Consider the following 17,649-nt stretch of genomic DNA (forward strand, 5'->3'; position numbering starts at 1 on the left):
CGGCGGGCCATGTGCGGGGCGATCAGTCCGACGAAGCCGATCGTGCCGGACACCGCGACCGCGGCCGAGGCCAGCGCGACCGCGAACAGCAGCAGCACCCGGCGGGTTTTCTCGACCGGTTCGCCGAGCCCGGCGGCCAGGTCGTCGCCGAGGCCGAGGACGTCGAGCTTGCGGGCCCAGATCACGATCAGCGGCACCAGCACCAGCACCCACGGCAGGATCTGCAGCACCGAGCCCATCGACCGGCCGAACAGGCTGCCGGTCAGCCAGATCAACGCCGCGGACACATCCAACGGGTTGCGCACCAGCAGGAACCGGATCCCGGCCTCGAACGCCGCGGAGACCGCGATCCCGACCAGCGCGATCCGTACCGGCGTCGCGCCGCGGCGATAGGCCAGCAGATACACCAACGCGGCCGCGGCCAGGCCACCCACGAACGCGGCCGGGACGACCGCGAACACCGGCACACCCGGAATCGCCAGCAGCAACACCATGCCCGCGAACCCGGCCCCCTTGGTCACACCGACCACATCCGGCGCGGCCAGCGGGTTACGGATCACACCCTGCATCACCGCACCCGACACGGCCAGCGCGATCCCGACCAGCCACGCCAGCAACACCCGCGGCAACTGGAACTGCACCACGATCTGCGCGGCCTGATCGCCGGTGTCACCGATCACCGCATGCATGACGTCACCCATCGACACAGCGGTCGCGCCGACACTGAGACTGTAGAAACTCAGCACCACCGCCAACACACCCAGCCAGGCCATCAAGGCACCCGGATGCCGCCTGGCCAGAGAAGTCCGGCGCACATGCTGGGCCACAATCGCCGTACTGGTCATGAGGTCACCTTCTGCCGACGGGCCAGATACACGAAGATCGGTGCGCCGATCAGGGCGGTCACCACACCGGCCGGGACCTCGAACGGCGGCTTGACATAGCGCGACAAGATGTCGGCATACAACACCAGCACCCCGCCGCCGACCGCACACAACGGCAACAAAACCGTGTAACTCGAACCCACAATCCGGCGCATGATGTGCGGCACGATCAACCCGATGAACGCCACCGGACCGGCCACCGACACCGCCGCGCCACACAACACGATCACCAGCGCCGACCCGATCATCCGGGTCCGTTCGACGTTCTGGCCCAGACCACGCGCCATGTCATCGCCCAGCGCCAGCAGATTCAGCGGCCGTGCCATCGAGAACGCACCGATCAAACCCAGCACCAACCACGGCAGCAGGTTGCGAACGTCCTGCCAGGTACCGAAGTTGACCCCGCCGACCAGCCAGAACAACACGCTGTCGGTCGAGTTCTCGTCGAAGATGATGAGCACCTGCGTCAACGAGATCAACAAGCTGCTGGCCGTGACACCTGCCAGCGCCAGCCGGACCGGACTGACCCGGCCGCTGCCCGACCCGGCCAGCAGCATCACCGACACACCGGCCACGGCCGCACCACCGAACGCCAGCAGGATCGTCGGCGCACCGCTCAGCGACGGCACCACGGTGATCGCCAGCACGACCACGAACACAGCACCGGCGTTGACGCCCATGATCTCCGGCGCCGCGAGCGGGTTCGCCGCGACGGCCTGCATCAGCGCGCCCGCCACCGCCAGGGCGGCGCCGACGCAGAGCGCCAGCACCACCCGCGGCAGCCGGATCGACTGAAGGATCAGCTCATCGGGCTGGTCGGCCTTGATGAGCGCTCCCGGCAGCCGCGCCAGCGAGATGTGCTGACTGCCGATCGACAGTCCCCACGCGACGCCGGCCACGACCACCACCAGCAGCACCAGAGTCACCCAGGTGACCCGCTGCTTGTTGGTGACGATCTTCGGACGCTTGTGTACGGCGTCCTCGGAAGGTTTGGGCGCAGTGCCCACGGACAAGGACATGTCACTTCCCGTAGAGGAGTTTGACGGCTTCCTGAGCGACCACTTCGGAGGCGATCAGACCTCGCGACCGGGACCACTCGTTCGGGTCGACGTCGAAGGTCGCGTTGTTCTTCACCGCCGGGATCTCCTTCCACAGCGGGCTCTTGGTCCACTGGTCGCGCAGCGTCGGTCCTTCGTTGGCGGCGATGAACATCACGTCCGGCTTGTTGGCGACGAGCGTCTCCAGCGTCAGCGAGACCGAGGCGTCACCGGAATCGTCCGGCAGCGACGACTGGATCCCGATCACCGACAGAACACCCGGCGTGTAGCCCTTCGGCGGGAACCCGGTGAAGCCCTTCTCGGAGGCGCGCACGAACAGCGCCTTGCGGCTCTCACCCGCGGGCGCCTTGGCCTTCAGGTCGGTCATCAACTTGGCGTGCTCGGCGAGCCGGGTCTTCATCTCGTCACACTTGTTCAACGCGATGGCGGTCGACATCTCACTGTCCAGCACCTGCTGGTAGTTCCCGTTCAGGCTGGGGTAGGCGATGGTCGGCGCGATCTTGGACAGCTGGGCGTAGATCGCCTTGTGCCGTCCGCTGTCGGCCACGATCAGGTCCGGCTTCAGCGCGGTGATCACCTGGATGTTCGGCGTCGCCCGCAGGCCGACCGACTTGTACTCGCCGACCTTGTCGCGCAGGGCGGCGATGATCCGCTTCGGCTGGTCGTCGTCGGCGACACCGACCGGCGACATCCCGACCGCGACCAGGGCGTCGACGAAGGAGTACTCCAGCGCCACCACCTTGACCGGGTTGCCCGTGATCGTGGTGGTGCCGAGGTCGTGCTTGACGGTACGGGTCGCTTTCCCGCACTGCTCCAGGTTGACATCCGGGCTGACGCCTTCGGCAGCCGCGGCGCGGTCGGCGTTCGGCGCCGCACCGGTGGAGGGTGAGGCCGCGGCGCCGCAGCCGGACAGGGCGACCGCGGCAGCAACTGCGGTCAGAGTGACGGCGGCGAGGACGCGCCGCAAACTCGAGGATCGGTGGACCATGGCATTCGCTCCTGATGTCGACAATGCCTTGCAGGGGTGGGTTTCATCCGGCCACGGCGAGGGACAGCGCCGGGTCGTCGACGTCCGGCCGGTCGGAGAGACCGGGGCCGTCGTAGAGGTTCCAGGGAGCCTGCTGATAGCTGTTGCTGCAGGGCAGGCCGGGGGTCAGCCGGTAGGTGCCAGTGGTCAGATCGACCAGGCTGGACACGATCGTGGCGTAACGGTTGAGCTCGTGCCGGCGCGGATCGACGTGCTGGCAGACGGCGTTGGGGTGACTGAAGTGGTCGCTCATCGTCGTTTGCACGATGGTCTCGACAGCCTTCTCGGTGGTGCCGTCGCGGCGGACCTGACGCAGGCCCTCCTCGACGCGCGGCACCCGGTAGAGCGAATCCACCGAGAACGGCTTGTAGGTCTCGTTGATCTGGGGTGGGACGAAGGCCTGGAAGTGGTTGCCGTGCACCAGCAACCCATCGGTCGGATACATCCAGCCGTGCCGGCCGGGTGTCGTCTCCACGTCGATGGCGAATCCGTCGCGGTGGGTGAGGAGCAGGTTGCTGGACAGGCTCTGCCGGGCGTTGAAGACCACCTGCAGCGCGTCGTACATGTCCCAGCTCTCCAGCACCATCCGGCGTACGAACGTGCCAGGGACATTGAGGCCTGAACCGAACCCGGCGCCGAGGCCGTTGGCGTTCAGCGCGAGGCCGATCGAGTTCGCACCGTGCCGGGCCAGTTGGCCGGCTTCGACATGACCGATCACGGTCGGCTTGCCCGGTTGGGAGATCCGCAGGAGTACGACGGTGTCCGCCACCCCGGCCCACAGGTCCCAGTTCTGCCCGGCCCAGACATGTCCGAGCGGGTTGGCCTGCTGGAGGATCGCGAACGACGTACAGCCGTCATCACGCTGTTGCGTCGCGGCGTCGTCCTCGAACGGGTTGCCCCGGGTCAGTTCGCCACGGCTGTTCAGCGCGAGGATCTCCGCGAAGGTGCGTCCGGAGCCCTCGGCGATGCCACGGACCTCGTCCAGCAGTTCGGGCGCGACTGGCTCGATCACCGGGACCCAGCGCGGAGCCCGCTCCAGTACCTCGGCCCAGGGCAGCCCGGTGGCGCGGGGAACGGACTCGGCGTAGAACGCCAGCGAGCGCTCGATCAGCGCTCGTGCGCCCTCGCCGTACTGCCGGCCGCGGTCGCGGGCGTCGGCGCCGGAGATGTCGATCGTCGGAAGCTGTGACACGGAAGTCGCTCCAGGGAGAGGACGGAAACCGGACTCGAACCGTTTGCCTGTTCGTTGTGTTCACTACGAATATTCGTCTGACGGTAGTGATTGCTACAATCGCTGTCAACGGGTCGCGACATCGTTTACCTGGCGGTGACAAACCGATCCGGGTGACATGATCTGCGTACTGACAGGCACAATTGGGAGCCGGAGGACACCGTGGCCAAGACAAAGGCACCCACCCTGCCGGAGCGGGTGGCGAGCCGGATCGACGCACTGACCGCGACCGAGCGGAGGATCGCCGAGTACCTGTCGGCCCACCCTCAGGAGGCCGCGTTCTCCTCCGCCGAGGAGCTCGGGCGCGCCACCGGCACCAGCGACGCCAGCGTCGTCCGGACCGCCAAGGCGCTGGGTTTCGACGGCCTGCCGGGCCTGAAGCGATCGCTACAGGGCGAACTGCAGGCCCTGCTGACTCCCGCCAACCGGCTCAGCAACAGCCTCGAGTCGTTCGACGACGGCGCCGAAGGGATCCTCACCGCGACCCTGCGCGACCACGTCGAGCGGCTCCAGCAAGCCGAACGTTCGATCGACCCACAGGCGTTCGAGCACGCCGTCGAGCTGATCGACCAAGCCCGCGAGACCGTGATCTGCGGCTTCGCCGGCCTGGACGGGATCTCGGCGTACACCGCGACCCACCTGAACCGCATCGGCCGCCGCGCACGGACCGCGACCGACACCGGCTACCGGCTGGCCGACCGGTTGCTGATGCTCGGCCCGGAGGACGTGGTGATCGTGATCGCCCACAACCGGATCATCGTGGAGACCCGCGTCATCCTCGACCTGTGCGCCGAGGTCGGTGCCCGCGCGGTGCTGATCACCGACACTCTCGGTGAGGCGTTGCGCGACCAGGTCGACGCGGTGCTGTCGGCGCCGACGAGCCGTCCGGGGACGTTCACCAGCCAGGCGACCGTGCTGATCCTGCTCGAGGCACTGGTGATCGCCGTGGCCGCACGCGACCAGAGCCGTTCGCTGGAGACCACCGACCGGATGAACCAGTTGCGCGAGGAGCTGATGGGCTTCTCCCGCGCCGACGAGGTGGCCCTGAATCTGCCGTCCCAACGGCGCGCCCGCAAGCGCACCAACCGGACCGAGAGCGCCTGAGCGCACCCGCTGCGGTCAGACCGTGCCCTCGGTGCGTTCGTAGACGTCCGCCTCGAACTCCTCCAGCAGACGCTCACAATCGGCCACCTTGGCCCGGGCCAGATCCTTGCCCTCGGCATCCATCCAGTCCCGGCCCTCCACCTTGGTCAGCCAGCGGCGGAGCTTCTCCAGGTCCTGGCGGATCTCCTCGGCCTCCTCGAAGGTGTAGTTCTCCCGGAACCGCTCGAACTCGATCTCCTTGACGAACTTGGTCTCGCACTCCTCGACGATCTCGGCGTACTCCTTCGCGGACTGGCCACGGAAGCCGTCCACGAACTGCTCGCGGGCGTCGTCGTCGACATCGGTCAGGGTGAGGAAGACGCTCGAGCCACCCAGCTCGGTCACCTTCTCCCGCACCTTCTCCATGCCGGCGCGCAGCTCGTCGCGGTCCGGCAGCACGCACACCGCCTGCTGCACGTAGAACCCGCCGAGCCGCTTCAGCTCCCGCCACACCGCCACCCGGGCCCGCGAGGACTCGCTCGGCACCTTGTAGATGAGCAGCAGCCAGCTCTCCGCTGCGGGACTCTTGGGCTTGGTACGACGGGTTGCCATGCCGGACAGGTTATCCGCTGACACGACTCCGGATCCCCTCGACGAGAAACGGCATCACCTCCCGCCAGTCCGCGACCAGACCGACGTCGCAGTGCGCGAAGACCTCCGCCGCCGGATCGGTGTTGATGGCCACGACGGTCCCGGCCCGGCTCGCGCCGGCCAGGTGGTTCAGGTTCCCGGACAGCCCGACCGCGACGTACATCCGCGGTGCGACGCTGCGTCCGGTGATGCCGATCTGCCGGCCGTGCGCCATCCAGCCTTGGTCGGTGACCTTCCGGGTGGCGGCGAGCTCGGCGCCCAGGAGGACGCGCATGGGCTCCAGTTCGGCGTACGTGTCGGGTGAGACGCCTCGGCCGACGCTGATGACGACCTCGGCCCGATCCAGTGCGTCACCTTCGTTGCCGGTACGGCGTTCTGCTCGGCGCAGTGCTGGGTCCGCGGCCACCGGCAGCGTGTGTTCCTTGAGTGTGCGGTCGGCTCTCGGCGTGCGCAGTGGCAGCAGACCGGTCCGGAGGGTGGCGATCTGTGGTGAGCCGTGGCTGATGATCTCGGCGAGGGTGCCGCCGCCCGACGGCTTCAGTCCGGCGAGGCGGGGCGTCGTACCGCCGGTGACGTTCAGGCTGACGAGGTCCGACATCAGCCCGGCCCCGGAGGCGACCGCGAGCCGCGCGAGCACTTCGCGATCCCACGGCAGCGCGGCGCCGAGCACGGCCCACGGCTGCCGGTCCGCGATCCAGTTCGCGAGTGCTGCGGCGACCGGCCGGGGCTCGTCAGCGGTGAGCATGACCACCGAGTCAGCTCCCCACCGTGCGAGATCGTCGGTGCTGTCGGCTGTTCTTACTGCGGTCACGGATCCGCCGACCTCGGCTGCAAGCGTCGCCGCCGCACCCAGCAGGGCCCGAGTGCCTGCTTCTGGTCCCGGCCCGACCAACACCATCACCTCAGCTCCCGGCCCTCCGGGCCGGTCGCCGGGAGAAGAGGAAGGAGATATCGCCGGGTGGGGTGCGTCCGGGACGGGGTCGGATGCGGCCGGGGCTTTGGGGGTGAAGGAGCCTCGGGACAGTAGCTCTGTGATGGCTCGGGTGGCTTGGGTTCGAGGGTTGCCTCGGAAGATGACGGGGTCGCGGGTGAGAGGGGCGGGGTGGACCTGGGCGACCTTGGTGGGGCTGGCGGAGAGACCCCAGTCGGCCGGGGCGAGGTCGGCGGTGGTGACTTGGCGGATCGTGTCCGTCGGCGGCCAGGTCTCGGGCGGCGCCTTGCAGGGGTCGCAGGAGCGTTCGGCTACTGCCACGACGGCGGGGAGGTCGACGACAACTGATTCGGTGCCTGTGTCGTACTGGACCGTGGTCCGAAGCTGCCTTCCGCTGGAGTCCGGCTCTAGAGTCAGGACCGGACCAGTGAACGGCAGACCCAGGATTTCGGCGAGCATCGCACCCACCGCGCCGGTGCTGCCGTCGACCGAGCTCGCTCCGACCAGGATCAGGTCCGGCGGTTCATCGAGCAGCGCAGCAGTCGACGCCAGAGCGCGAGCCGTGACAAGACAGTCCGATCCGGCCAACGCCGGATCCGTCAGGTGCACTGCATCGTCGATTCCCCAGGCCAGCGCCTCACGCAGTACGTCGGCCGCCACAGGCGGACCCATGGTGACAGCCGTACTGCGGCCGCCGGACTCCCGGGCCAGCCGGACCGCCTGAGCGACCGCCCGGCGGCACCACGGGTTCATCTCGGTGATCGCGCCGGCCCGTTCGAGCCGGCCGTCGGCGTCGAGGCGCCCACTGTGATCACCCTTCGGCACCTGCTTCACCAGGGCCGTCACGATTAATGACCTGCTCATCAATTGGGTCGCAGGAGCCTGTCTTTCAGGACTGGAGGCAACCGCGACTCCCTCCTCTCGGAGATCGGAGACTGTCGGTCCAGACTGATTGGGTGGGTCGTATGTCCCGGTTCCGCATTTACCCGACTCCCGCGCAGGAGACTGCGTTGCTGCAGCAGTGCGGACACGCCCGGTACGTGTGGAATCTGGCGCTTGAGCAGTGGTCGATGTGGACCCGCGACAGGAACGCGACGCCTGGTTACGTCGAGCAGGCTCGGCAATTGACCGAAGCACGAGCGATGTTCGGGTGGCTGCGGGCGGGATCGCAGACCGTCCAGCAGCAGGCACTGCGAGACTTCAGCCAGGCGGTGATGAACTTCTACGCAGGGACCCATCGGCGGCCGACCTGGCGGAAGGTCGGGAGGCACGAAGGGTTCCGGATCGTTGGATCCCAGGCTCGCCGGATCGTGAAACTGAATCGGAAGTGGGCCGCGGTCAATGTGCCGAAGGTCGGCTGGATACGGTTCCGGCTCTCCAGACCGGTTCCCGCCGCGAAGTCGTACCGCATCACGTACGACCGGGCACGTCGATGGCACGTCGCGTTCGCCGCCGTACCGCCGCCGGTGCCTGGACCAGGCACGGGAGAGGTCGCTGGCGTGGACCGCGGCATCATCGTCTCCGCCGCCGTGTCCACAGGTGAGCTCCTGAGCTGCCCTGGGCTGGCGGAGGTCGAGCAGAGGCGGCTCAAGCATCTGCAACGTCGCCTCGCACGATGCCGTCTTGGCTCCAAGCGCCGTCAGCGGGTGAAGGCTACGATCGCCAAGCTGTACGCGCGGGCTCGCGACCGTCGCAAGGACTGGGTCGAAAAGACCAGCACGGACCTCGCGCGAAGGTTCGACGTCATCCGCGTGGAGGACCTGCGGATCGCCCAGATGTCGAGGCGCCCCAAGCCCAAGCCCGATCCCTGCCGACCCGGCACCTACCTGCCGAATCGCCGCCGTGCCAAGGCTGGTCTCAACCGGGGGATCCTGGCCAATGGCTGGGGCCAGCTGGTGCGTCGTCTTGAGCACAAGGCCGCTGGCCGTGTTGAGAAAGTCAACCCTGCATACACGTCGCAGACCTGTAGCGTCTGCGGGCACCGCGCATCGCAGAACCGCGAGAGTCAAGCGGTCTTCCGGTGCGTAGCCTGCGGACATCGGGCGAATGCGGATGTGAACGCAGCAGTAAACATCGCGGCCGGACGGGCCGTCAGCGCACGTCGAGAGACGCCGGTCCGGGTCTCGCTGAAGCGTGAACCTCAACTCACTACCTCCGCGTAGCCGTTGGAATCCCAGCCCTGCAGGGCTGGGAGGACGTCAAGACAACCCGGTCCCTACTGCCATCCCGATCGCGAAGGTCACCGCGGCCGACACACCACCCAGGAGCAGTTGCCGCCCACCGCCGTACCAGAACGGCCGCGCGGTGATCTTGCCGACGATCCCGCCGGTGACGACCAGACCGAGCGCGCTCAGCAGCAGCGCGGGCAGCACGGACCCGGCCCCGAAGATGAACGGGATCAGCGGAACCAGCGCACCAAGGGCGAAGGCGGCGAACGAGGACCCGGCCGCCAGCCACGGCGACGGCAGGTCGTTGGGGTCGACGCCGAGCTCTTCGCGCACATGGACGTCGAGCGCCACGTCGGCGTTGACGGTCAGCTCGCGCGCCACCTGGGCGGCGAGCTCCGGGCGCAGGCCCTTCGCCTCGTACATCATCGCGAGCTCGCGCTCTTCTTCCTCCGGGTGGATCTGCAGCTCGCGCCGCTCCACCTCGATCTCGGCCTTCATCAGCTCGGTCTGCGACGAGACCGAGGTGAACTCACCGGAGGCCATCGAACAGGCCCCGGCGACCAGGCCGGCCAGTCCGGTCATGATCACGACCTTGCCGGTCGCCCCGCCGCCGACCACACCGGCGACCAGGGCGAAGTTCGACACCAGGCCGTCCATCACGCCGAATGTCGCCGGCCGCAGCCAGCCACCGGTCACGTCACGGTGCGAGTGGTGGATCTCCGACGGTGTCTCCGCAACTTCCGCGGTCATCTCCATACGTCCTTCCGAGTGAGGTGAGCGCAACCTTAGTTAATCTGCATCACCTGTTACATAAGTCTATTCGTTACTTTCCTGATGCGGCAACGGCTCCGCGGTCCGCAGCTGAGAGATGCGCCACCGTCACGCCGGTCGCGGTCATCGTCCGGGTCACCGCGCGGCCGCCGTACACCCAATAGATGGTCAGTTCGCCGTCGCCGCGGTTGATGAACTGGTGCGGTACGCCGGCCGGCACCCAGGTCGCGTCGCCGGCCTCCAGGTCGATCCGCTCGTCGCCGATCACCGCGGTCGCCTGCCCCGCGAACACGAGCACCGACTCCTCGACGTTGTGCGAGTGCAGCGGGATCCGGGTGCCGACCGCGAAGACCGTCGTACCGGTGGTGATCTTGTTCGACTCGCTGTTCCAGGCACCGACGTACGGAACGGTCCGGACGCCGCTGCCGCGGTCGAAGACCTCGACGTCGTCCGGCTTGATCACCAGCCGCGGCGCCGGATCGCCCGACCAGACGGTCTTGAGGTTCATGAACTCGCGCATCCCGTGCGCTCCGAGCTCGCGGCCGTAGCCGGACCGTTTGATCCCGCCGAACGGCAGCCGCGGATCCGACGCGACCATCGCGTTCACGAACACCGCGCCCGCGTCCAGGCGACGGACCAGCTCGGACGCCCGCTCCTGCGCGGTCCACAACGAGGCGCCCAGCCCGAACTCGGTCTGGTTGGCCAGCCGGATCGCTTCGTCGGCGTCGCGCACCCGCGTGATCGCCGCGACCGGCCCGAACGTCTCCTCGTCGAACGCCGCCATCCCCGGCAGCACGTGGTCGAGCACCGTCGGCTGGTAGTAGAAGCCAATCCGATCGGCCACTTCTCCACCGCGCACGAGCGTCGCTCCGGCCTCGACGGTACGGCGTACCTGATCGTGCAAGGTGTCGCGCAAACCAGCCCGGGCCAGCGGACCGATCGTGGTGCCGTCGTCGACCGGATCACCGACGACCAACCTGCCGACGGCAGCGGAGAAGCGGGCGACGAACTCGTCGGCGACGGACTCCTCGACGATGAACCGCTTGGCGTTGACGCAGCTCTGCCCGGCGTTGAGGAAGCGTGCGGTGACCGCCGTGGTCGCCGCGACCTCCAGGTCGGCGTCGGCCAGGACGATGAACGGGTCCGAGCCGCCGAGTTCGAGCACCTGCTTCTTCAGCGCCCGGCCCGCCTGCTCGGCGATGATGCTGCCGACCTCGGTCGAACCGGTGAACGTCACCGCCGCGACCCGATCGTCCGCGATCAGGCCGGCCACCTGGTCGGTCTCGACCAAGAGCACTCCGACCAGACCATCAGGCACTCCGGCGTCCCGCAGTACCGACTCGATCGCCAGCGCGCAGCGCGGGACCGAGTTGGCGTGCTTGAGGATCGCGCCGTTGCCCGCGGCCAGCGCCGGCGCGATGAACCGGAAGAACTGCCAGAACGGGTAGTTCCACGGCATCACCGCGAGTACGACGCCCAGCGGATCGACCTCGACCCGGCCTTCCGCGGTGATCGTCTCCGCGGCCAGGAACCCGGAGGCGTTCGTCGCGTAGTACTCGCAGTTGATCGCACACTTCTCGATCTCGGCCGCTGCCTCGGCCAACGGCTTGCCCATCTCGCTGGTGATCAGCGCGGCCAGCTCGGCCTTGCGATCCCGGAGTGTGCCGGCCAGGGACTCCAGCAGTTCGGTACGCCGCTGCACCTCGGACCACCGCCAGCTGCTCTGAGCAACCACCGCGGCGGTGAGCATGCGGTCGACACGGTCCGCGTCGTACGGATCGAAGGTGGCGAGTTGCTCGCCGCTGGCAGGGTTCATCGAGACGATCACTGGGCTTGTCCTTCGCTCAGTCGGTGCAGCACGTACGGCAGCACACCGCCGTGGAGGTAGTAGTCGTGTTCGCGAGGCGTGTCGAGACGGATCCGCAGCCGGTAGCTCTTACCCGCGCAGGACGCGGTGGCGAAGCCGTCCTCGCCGAGGCGGATGTCGATCGGGTCTTCGCCGGTCAGGTCGTCGCCTTCGCCCGGCAGGAACTCCAGCGGCAGGATGCCGAGGCCGACCAGGTTCGACCGATGGATGCGTTCGAACGACTGCGCCAGCACCGCCCGCACCCCAAGCAGAGCCGGGCCCTTCGCGGCCCAGTCGCGGGACGATCCGGTGCCGTACTCCTTGCCGGCGAGAACGACGACCGGTAGGCCGGCCGCACGGTAGGCCTCGGCCGCGTCGTAGATCGAGGTCAGCTCGCCGTCCGGTCCACGAGTGACCGGACCTTCGGTACCCTGGGCAAGCTGGTTGCGCAGCCGAACGTTGCCGAAGGCACCACGCATCATCACCAGATGATTGCCGCGCCGCGAGGCATACGTGTTCAGCTGGTGGCGCGGCACACCATCGTTCATCAGATATCGACCAGCGACGCTGTCCGGAGGGATCGCACCGGCGGGTGAGATGTGGTCCGTGGTGACCGAGTCACCCAACCGCACGAGTGCGCGGGCACCGATCAGGTCACCAGGGCTCGCCTCCCTACCGAAGTACGGCGGCCGCTGCAGGTACGTCGAATCGCCCCACGCGAAGGTTTCCCCAGCCGGAGCGTCCAGTCCTTGCCACCGCTCGTCGCCCGTGAACAGCTCGTCGTACGCGTGGTCGAAGAGGTCGGGAGTCACGGTCGCGCCGATCACCTCGTCGATGCCGGTCGGCCAGATGTCCTTCAGGAAGACCGGCTGTCCGGACGGGTCGGTGCCGAGTGGTTCGGTGAGCAGGTCGATGTCCATCCGGCCGGCGAGGGCGTAGGCGATCACGAGCGGCGGCGAGGCGAGGTAGTTCAACCGGACGTCGGACTGGATCCGGCCCTCGAAGTTGCGGTTCCCGGACAGCACGGCGGCGACGGTGAGATCCTGCCCGCGAACCGCCGCGCCGACCTCGTCGATCAGCGCACCCGAGGCCCCGATGCAGGTCATGCAGCCGAACCCGGCCAGGTGGAACCCCAGCTTCTCCAGGTACGGCGTGAGTCCGGCGGCGCCGAGGTAGTCCATCACGACCCGCGAACCAGGCGACAGGGTCGTCTTCACCCAGGGCTTGCTGGTGAGACCGCGCTCCACCGCGTTCCTGGCCAGCAGCCCGGCGGCGACCATCACCGAGGGGTTGGAGGTGTTCGTGCAGGAGGTGATCGCTGCGACGACGACCGCGCCGTGCCCCGGGACGTCCGTCGTACGCCTACCGGCGGGGAGTTCCAGAGCCGCCGCCTGCTTGGCGTCGGCCAGGGCGACGCGCTGCTGCGGACGGCGCGGACCAGCGATCGACGGCACCACGGAGCCGAGGTCGATGTCGACGTACTCGTCGTACCGAAGCTCCGCCGATGGGTCGTGCCAGAGGCCCTGTTCCTTCGCGTAGGACTCGACCAGCGCGACCTTCTCCGGCGAGCGGCCGGTGAAGCGCAGGTACTCCAGCGTGCGGTCGTCAATCGGGAAATACGCCGCGGTCGAGCCGAACTCCGGGCTCATGTTCGCGATCGTCGCCCGGTCCGGCACCGGCAAGCCGGCCAACGCGGAGCCGCCGAACTCGACCAGCTTGCCGACGACACCATGCGCGCGCAGTGTCTCGGTGATCGTCAGCACCAGATCGGTCGCGGTCGTCCCGACCGGCAGTGCACCGGACAGCCGCACGCCGACGACCGGCGGCAGCACCATCGACACCGACTGACCGAGCATCGCGGCCTCGGCCTCGATGCCACCGATCCCCCAGCCGAGAACGCCGAGCCCGTTGATCATCGTGGTGTGCGAATCCGTGCCCAGGCAGAGATCCGGGAAGACCCAGCCATCGCGCTCCTCGACCACCCGGGCCAGGTGCTCGAGGTTGATCTGGTGCATGATCCCGGCACCCGGCGGAACCACCTCCAGCTGCTGGAACGTGCGCTGACCCCAGCGCAGGAAGCGATACCGCTCGGCGTTGCGCTCGTACTCCAGCTCGACATTCAGCTGTAGTGCGTCCGGCCGTCCGAACACGTCCGCGATCACCGAATGGTCGACCACCAACTCGGCCGGGATCAACGGATCGACCAGCGCCGGATCGTTGCCGCGGGCCACCATCGCGTCGCGCATCGCGGCCAGATCGGCCAGCACGGGTACGCCGTTCGTGTCGTGCAGGAACACCCTGGACGGGAACACCTCGAGTTCACCGACCGCACCCGGCTCCCAGTTCCGCAGTACGTCGCTCGCCGTGCCGTGCCGCAGCGCGTTCTCCAGCAGGATTCGCAGAGTCCGCGGCAGGTGATCCGGAGCGACGCCCCGCAAGGACTGGGTCCGGGCGGTCATGCCGACTCGTTGATCGCAGCAACGACAGCGTTGGTGAACTCCGTCGTACCGGCGGTGCCGCCGAGATCCGCCGTACGGACGCCACGCGCGACTGTCGTCCGGAGCCCGCGATCGACCAGCGTCGCCGCCTGCTTGGTGTGCTCGCTGCCGAGCCAGTCCAGCAGCATTGCGCCGGAGGCGATCATGGCGGTCGGGTTGGCGAGGCCGCGGCCGGCGATGTCGGGCGCCGAGCCGTGCGCGGCCTGGGCCATCGCGCGGTCGTGCGAGGCGTTGATCGACGGCGCGATGCCGAGCGAGCCGGCCAGTTCACCGGCCAGGTCGGACAGGATGTCGCCGAACATGTTCTCGGTCACGAGTACGTCGAAGTCGGCGCCGTGCCGGACCAGGTGCACGGTCATCGCGTCGATGTGGAAGTCGTCCACCTCGACCTCGGGGTACCCGGCCGCGAGCTCGCGGCAGATCTCCAGGAAGAAGCCGGTGCTGGTGCGCAGCACGTTGGCCTTGTGCACGATCGTCAGGTGCCGGCGCCGACGGCTCGCCAACTCGAGGGCCTGCCGTGCGATCCGCTCGATCGCCGGCCGGGTGAAGATGCCCATCGCGATCGCCACATCCGCGGTCGGCATGAACTCGCCGGTGCCGCGATAGGTACTGCGGTCCGCGTAGAAGCCCTCGGTGTTCTCCCGGACCACGACCAGGTCGAGGCCAGGCACCAGCGCGGGGGTTCCTTCGAAGGCTTTGGCCGGGCGGATGTTCGCGAACAGGTCGAAGTGCTTGCGCAGGAACCCGCTCGGGTTCAGCTTGGCCCGGTGCTCGGCGGGGTACGCCGCGCTGTCGTGCGGGCCGAGCAGCCAGCCGTCGAGCTTGTCGAGCGTCTCGACCGTGACGTCGGGCAGCGCGCTGCCGTGCGTCTCGATCGCCGCGGCACCGACCGGGAGCGGAACCCATTCGACGGGTTCGGCACCGGTGGCGGCCAGCGCCGCGTCGAGCACCTGGACGGCGGCGGGAACGATCTCGGGTCCGATGCCGTCGCCGGGGAGCACGCCCAGCCGGTAGTGATCAGCCATGGGAAGGAGTGTGAGTCGTTATAACCTTCTACGTCAAGATCTCCCCAGGGATCGTCTCAAGGCTTGATCTCAAGGTATTCTCTGCCTCAGTTTTGTTATAACCACGGAGGTTCGCCTGTGTCCGAGGTCAAGACGGCCACCAAGGCCGAGGTCGCCTACGAGCTCGTCCGCGACCAGCTCCTGCGCGGCGATCTGGTCCCGGGATCGGTCATCCAGCAGGCCGCCCTGGCCCACGACCTCGGCATCAGTACGACGCCGCTGCGCGAGGCACTGCGCCGGTTGATGACCGAGGGCCTGGTCGAGCTGGACGCGCACCGCGACGCCCGGGTCACCCGGCTGACCGCCGAGGAAGCACGCGACCTGGTCGAGATCCGGCGGTCGCTCGACCCGTTGGCGGCCGGGCTCGCGGCCGAGCGTCGTACCAGGCAGGATCTGGACCGGATCCGGGAGACCGCCGACAAGCTGTTGCCGCTGCGGGCCGACCCGGCGTCGGCGGAGCTAGCGACCCACCGGCAGTTCCACGTCGCGATCTACACGGCCTCGCACAACCAGTTGCTGGTCCAGACCCTGGACGGCCTGTGGGACAAAGCGGACCGTTACCGCAGGCTTGCCCTCGAGGACGGCCGGACCGAGGAGGACCTCGACCGCACCCACGCCGAGCATCTCGCGATGGTCGACGCGATCGCGGCTGGAGACTCCACCACGGCCGCCGCGGTCATGCTCGCCCACGTCGACGCCAGCCTCGGTGCGCGCGCGGTCGCCCGCCTCACGTCCGCCGCCGCACAGCCTGTCGCCCGGTCACTCCGGGGCATCCGAGGAGCGCGCACATGACCGAGGCCCTCTGGACCGGCTACCAGCATCGTGAGGTCGACTCCGACGGCTGGACGACGTTCTGGCGCCTCGACCCGCGCGGCCACGACTTCCACCTCACCGACTGGACCGGGTATCCGGACCGCGAGGGCCACCGCCTCTGGGACCGCGCCGCGACGCCCGCGGGCGTCCGGGCCGCATGGAGTACGACGGCCTCCTCAGTGCGACTGGAGATCCGGGCGGCGCTCGGCATCTACGCGAAGCTGGCACCGGTGGACGTCCTGGTCGATGGCGAGCTGCATCGGCGCTGCGAGGTGCGGGAGGGCGAGCAGACTCTGACTGCCGACCTGCCGGGGCGGCCCGCCGAGGTGGAGATCTGGCTGCCGCAGGCCGGGATGATCGGCTTCCGCGGGCTCGCGTTCGACGGCGACGCCGAGCCGGTGGCGCCCAGCGGTCCGCGCTGGATCACCTACGGCAGCTCCATCACCCAGTGCAGCGGCGCGTACGGCCCGTCGGAGACTTGGCCGGCCTTGGTCGCCCGTCGGCACGGCTGGGATCTGGTCGCCCTCGGCTTCGCCGGCGAATGCCACCTCGATCCGATCGCGGCCCGCACGATCCGGGATACTCCGGCGCGACTCATCTCGATGTGCCTCGGCGTCAACATCTACGGCGGCGGGACCTTCAGTGGCCGGACCCTGCCCGGCCAGGTCGAGTCGTTCGTCTCGACCGTCCGCGCAGGTCACCCCACGACGCCGATCATCGTCATCACTCCCCTGCTCGCCCCCAACCTCGAGGGCAAACCCAACGCGGTCGGCCTCACCCTCGACGACATCCGCGACTGCGTCGAGCTCGGCGCCCGCGTCGATCCCGCCGTACGCCTCATCGACGGCCGCGACATCCTCACCACCACCGAGGCCCTCGCCCTCTACGCCGACGACCTCCACCCCGGCCCCCACGGCTACCACCTCATCGCCGACCGCCTATCCCCGCACCTCTCCCACCCCCTGACCTAACGCCCCACCCCACCCACCCGACGCGTCGAATCGTGGATTCCGGCGTCGAATCGGCGACGTTCGGGACCAAGATCCACGAATCGACACCGCGACCTTCCCGGTCTGCGGTCGCGAGCGGCGGCGGTCTCGGGGTGGCTGCGCGCGGAACGCGACCTGGGACAAGAGGCGGCCCCTGGGACAGGAAGCGGGGACCTCGGACAGGAAGCGGGGACCTCGGACAGGAAGCGGGGACCAGGGACAGCTGGTGATGTGGCCTACGCCGCCAGATGGTGTTCATGCCCCCGGCGGCAGCGCCGTACGGCGAACAAGTGGCGGCTGGGGAATCGCGAGGGGTGTCCGCAGATGCGCATGCGGTCGCGGCAGGGGTCGAGTCGTGGATTTCGGTGGCGAATCGGCGATGTCGGGGACCGCGATCCACGAATCGATACCGCGACCTTCCCGTCCTGCGGTCGCCAGCGGCGGCGGTCGCGGGGTGGCCTGCGCGCGGAACGGGAGCTGGGACAGGAAGCGGCAGCTGGGACAGGAAGGGGGGACCTCGGACAGGAAGCGGGGACCAGGGACAGCTGGTGATATGGCCTACGCCGCCAGATGGTGTTGATGCCCCCGGCAGCAGCGCCGTACGGCGAACAAGTGCCGCCGGCAGGCGTCGAGTC

Annotated in this window: 14 protein-coding genes; 4 read left to right on the forward strand and 10 right to left on the reverse strand. The window is 68.7% G+C overall.

Going from position 1 to position 17,649, the window contains the following annotated elements; all coding sequences use genetic code 11:
- The 4 genes from ACIBG5_RS14595 to ACIBG5_RS14610 all read right to left on the reverse strand — a co-directional run.
- Nucleotides 1–845 (reverse strand): FecCD family ABC transporter permease (locus ACIBG5_RS14595; protein ID WP_396392046.1); only part of this gene is annotated, 845 nt, incomplete at its 3' end.
- Nucleotides 842–1,903, reverse strand: coding sequence for a FecCD family ABC transporter permease (locus ACIBG5_RS14600; RefSeq protein WP_396392047.1), 1,062 nt, complete (start codon nucleotides 1,901–1,903; stop codon nucleotides 842–844). The genes ACIBG5_RS14595 and ACIBG5_RS14600, both read right to left, overlap by 4 nt.
- A gap of 1 nt (nucleotide 1,904) precedes the next feature.
- Complete coding sequence (locus ACIBG5_RS14605) at nucleotides 1,905–2,930, reverse strand: Fe(3+) dicitrate ABC transporter substrate-binding protein (protein ID WP_396392048.1); 1,026 nt, start codon at nucleotides 2,928–2,930, stop codon at nucleotides 1,905–1,907.
- A gap of 43 nt (nucleotides 2,931–2,973) precedes the next feature.
- Nucleotides 2,974–4,161: a C45 family autoproteolytic acyltransferase/hydolase gene (locus ACIBG5_RS14610; RefSeq protein WP_396392049.1), complete on the reverse strand. Its 1,188-nt coding sequence runs from the start codon at nucleotides 4,159–4,161 to the stop codon at nucleotides 2,974–2,976.
- A 201-nt stretch (nucleotides 4,162–4,362) separates the two neighbouring features.
- Between ACIBG5_RS14610 and ACIBG5_RS14615 the strand changes: the two genes are divergently transcribed.
- A complete protein-coding gene (locus ACIBG5_RS14615; protein ID WP_396392050.1) occupies nucleotides 4,363–5,304 on the forward strand; it encodes a MurR/RpiR family transcriptional regulator in 942 nt (313 codons plus the stop codon).
- A 15-nt stretch (nucleotides 5,305–5,319) separates the two neighbouring features.
- On the opposite strand, the gene ACIBG5_RS14620 is transcribed toward ACIBG5_RS14615, so the two are convergent.
- Complete coding sequence (locus ACIBG5_RS14620; RefSeq protein WP_131362706.1) at nucleotides 5,320–5,895, reverse strand: Chromate resistance protein ChrB; 576 nt, start codon at nucleotides 5,893–5,895, stop codon at nucleotides 5,320–5,322.
- 10 nt (nucleotides 5,896–5,905) lie between these two features.
- A complete protein-coding gene (locus tag ACIBG5_RS14625; protein ID WP_396392051.1) occupies nucleotides 5,906–7,711 on the reverse strand; it encodes an FAD-binding protein in 1,806 nt (601 codons plus the stop codon).
- Nucleotides 7,712–7,830: 119 nt separating this feature from the next.
- Here ACIBG5_RS14625 and ACIBG5_RS14630 point away from each other — a divergent pair, with 119 nt between their 5' ends.
- A complete protein-coding gene (locus ACIBG5_RS14630) occupies nucleotides 7,831–9,027 on the forward strand; it encodes an RNA-guided endonuclease InsQ/TnpB family protein (protein WP_396392991.1) in 1,197 nt (398 codons plus the stop codon).
- A gap of 36 nt (nucleotides 9,028–9,063) precedes the next feature.
- Here ACIBG5_RS14630 and ACIBG5_RS14635 read toward each other — a convergent pair whose 3' ends face one another.
- The 4 genes from ACIBG5_RS14635 to ACIBG5_RS14650 form a co-directional block, all read right to left on the reverse strand.
- Nucleotides 9,064–9,783, reverse strand: coding sequence for a VIT1/CCC1 transporter family protein (locus tag ACIBG5_RS14635; protein ID WP_396392052.1), 720 nt, complete (start codon nucleotides 9,781–9,783; stop codon nucleotides 9,064–9,066).
- A gap of 73 nt (nucleotides 9,784–9,856) precedes the next feature.
- Nucleotides 9,857–11,620: an aldehyde dehydrogenase family protein gene (locus tag ACIBG5_RS14640; protein WP_396392053.1), complete on the reverse strand. Its 1,764-nt coding sequence runs from the start codon at nucleotides 11,618–11,620 to the stop codon at nucleotides 9,857–9,859.
- Nucleotides 11,621–11,628: 8 nt separating this feature from the next.
- Nucleotides 11,629–14,109 carry an aconitate hydratase AcnA gene (gene acnA / locus ACIBG5_RS14645; RefSeq protein WP_396392054.1) on the reverse strand — a complete coding sequence of 827 codons (2,481 nt, stop codon included), beginning with the start codon at nucleotides 14,107–14,109 and terminating at the stop codon, nucleotides 11,629–11,631.
- Nucleotides 14,106–15,173 (reverse strand): isocitrate/isopropylmalate dehydrogenase family protein, encoded by a 1,068-nt coding sequence (locus ACIBG5_RS14650; RefSeq protein ID WP_396392055.1) that lies wholly within the window; start codon nucleotides 15,171–15,173, stop codon nucleotides 14,106–14,108. The genes acnA and ACIBG5_RS14650 overlap by 4 nt, the downstream gene beginning before the upstream one ends.
- Nucleotides 15,174–15,290: 117 nt before the next feature.
- Here ACIBG5_RS14650 and ACIBG5_RS14655 point away from each other — a divergent pair, with 117 nt between their 5' ends.
- A complete protein-coding gene (locus ACIBG5_RS14655; RefSeq protein ID WP_396392056.1) occupies nucleotides 15,291–16,004 on the forward strand; it encodes a GntR family transcriptional regulator in 714 nt (237 codons plus the stop codon).
- Nucleotides 16,001–16,996, forward strand: a complete 996-nt coding sequence (locus ACIBG5_RS14660; RefSeq protein WP_396392057.1) for a GDSL-type esterase/lipase family protein — start codon at nucleotides 16,001–16,003, stop codon at nucleotides 16,994–16,996. Before ACIBG5_RS14655 ends, ACIBG5_RS14660 begins: the two co-directional genes overlap by 4 nt.
- The last annotated feature ends 653 nt before the right edge of the window (nucleotides 16,997–17,649 follow it).

The organism is Kribbella sp. NPDC050241 (assembly GCF_044459685.1).
In the GTDB taxonomy this organism is placed as follows: Bacteria; Actinomycetota; Actinomycetes; order Propionibacteriales; family Kribbellaceae; genus Kribbella.

Bases quoted from the DNA above. Each gene is read 5' to 3' on its own strand.
- ACIBG5_RS14635 (WP_396392052.1), bottom strand. From the start codon at position 9,783: ATGACCGCGGAAGTTGCGGAGACACCGTCGGAGATCCACCACTCGCAC.
- ACIBG5_RS14600 (WP_396392047.1), bottom strand. From the start codon at position 1,903: ATGTCCTTGTCCGTGGGCACTGCGCCCAAACCTTCCGAGGACGCCGTA.
- ACIBG5_RS14650 (WP_396392055.1), bottom strand. From the start codon at position 15,173: ATGGCTGATCACTACCGGCTGGGCGTGCTCCCCGGCGACGGCATCGGA.
- acnA (WP_396392054.1), bottom strand. From the start codon at position 14,109: ATGACCGCCCGGACCCAGTCCTTGCGGGGCGTCGCTCCGGATCACCTG.
- ACIBG5_RS14640 (WP_396392053.1), bottom strand. From the start codon at position 11,620: ATGAACCCTGCCAGCGGCGAGCAACTCGCCACCTTCGATCCGTACGAC.
- ACIBG5_RS14605 (WP_396392048.1), bottom strand. From the start codon at position 2,930: ATGGTCCACCGATCCTCGAGTTTGCGGCGCGTCCTCGCCGCCGTCACT.
- ACIBG5_RS14630 (WP_396392991.1), top strand. From the start codon at position 7,831: ATGTCCCGGTTCCGCATTTACCCGACTCCCGCGCAGGAGACTGCGTTG.
- ACIBG5_RS14660 (WP_396392057.1), top strand. From the start codon at position 16,001: ATGACCGAGGCCCTCTGGACCGGCTACCAGCATCGTGAGGTCGACTCC.
- ACIBG5_RS14620 (WP_131362706.1), bottom strand. From the start codon at position 5,895: ATGGCAACCCGTCGTACCAAGCCCAAGAGTCCCGCAGCGGAGAGCTGG.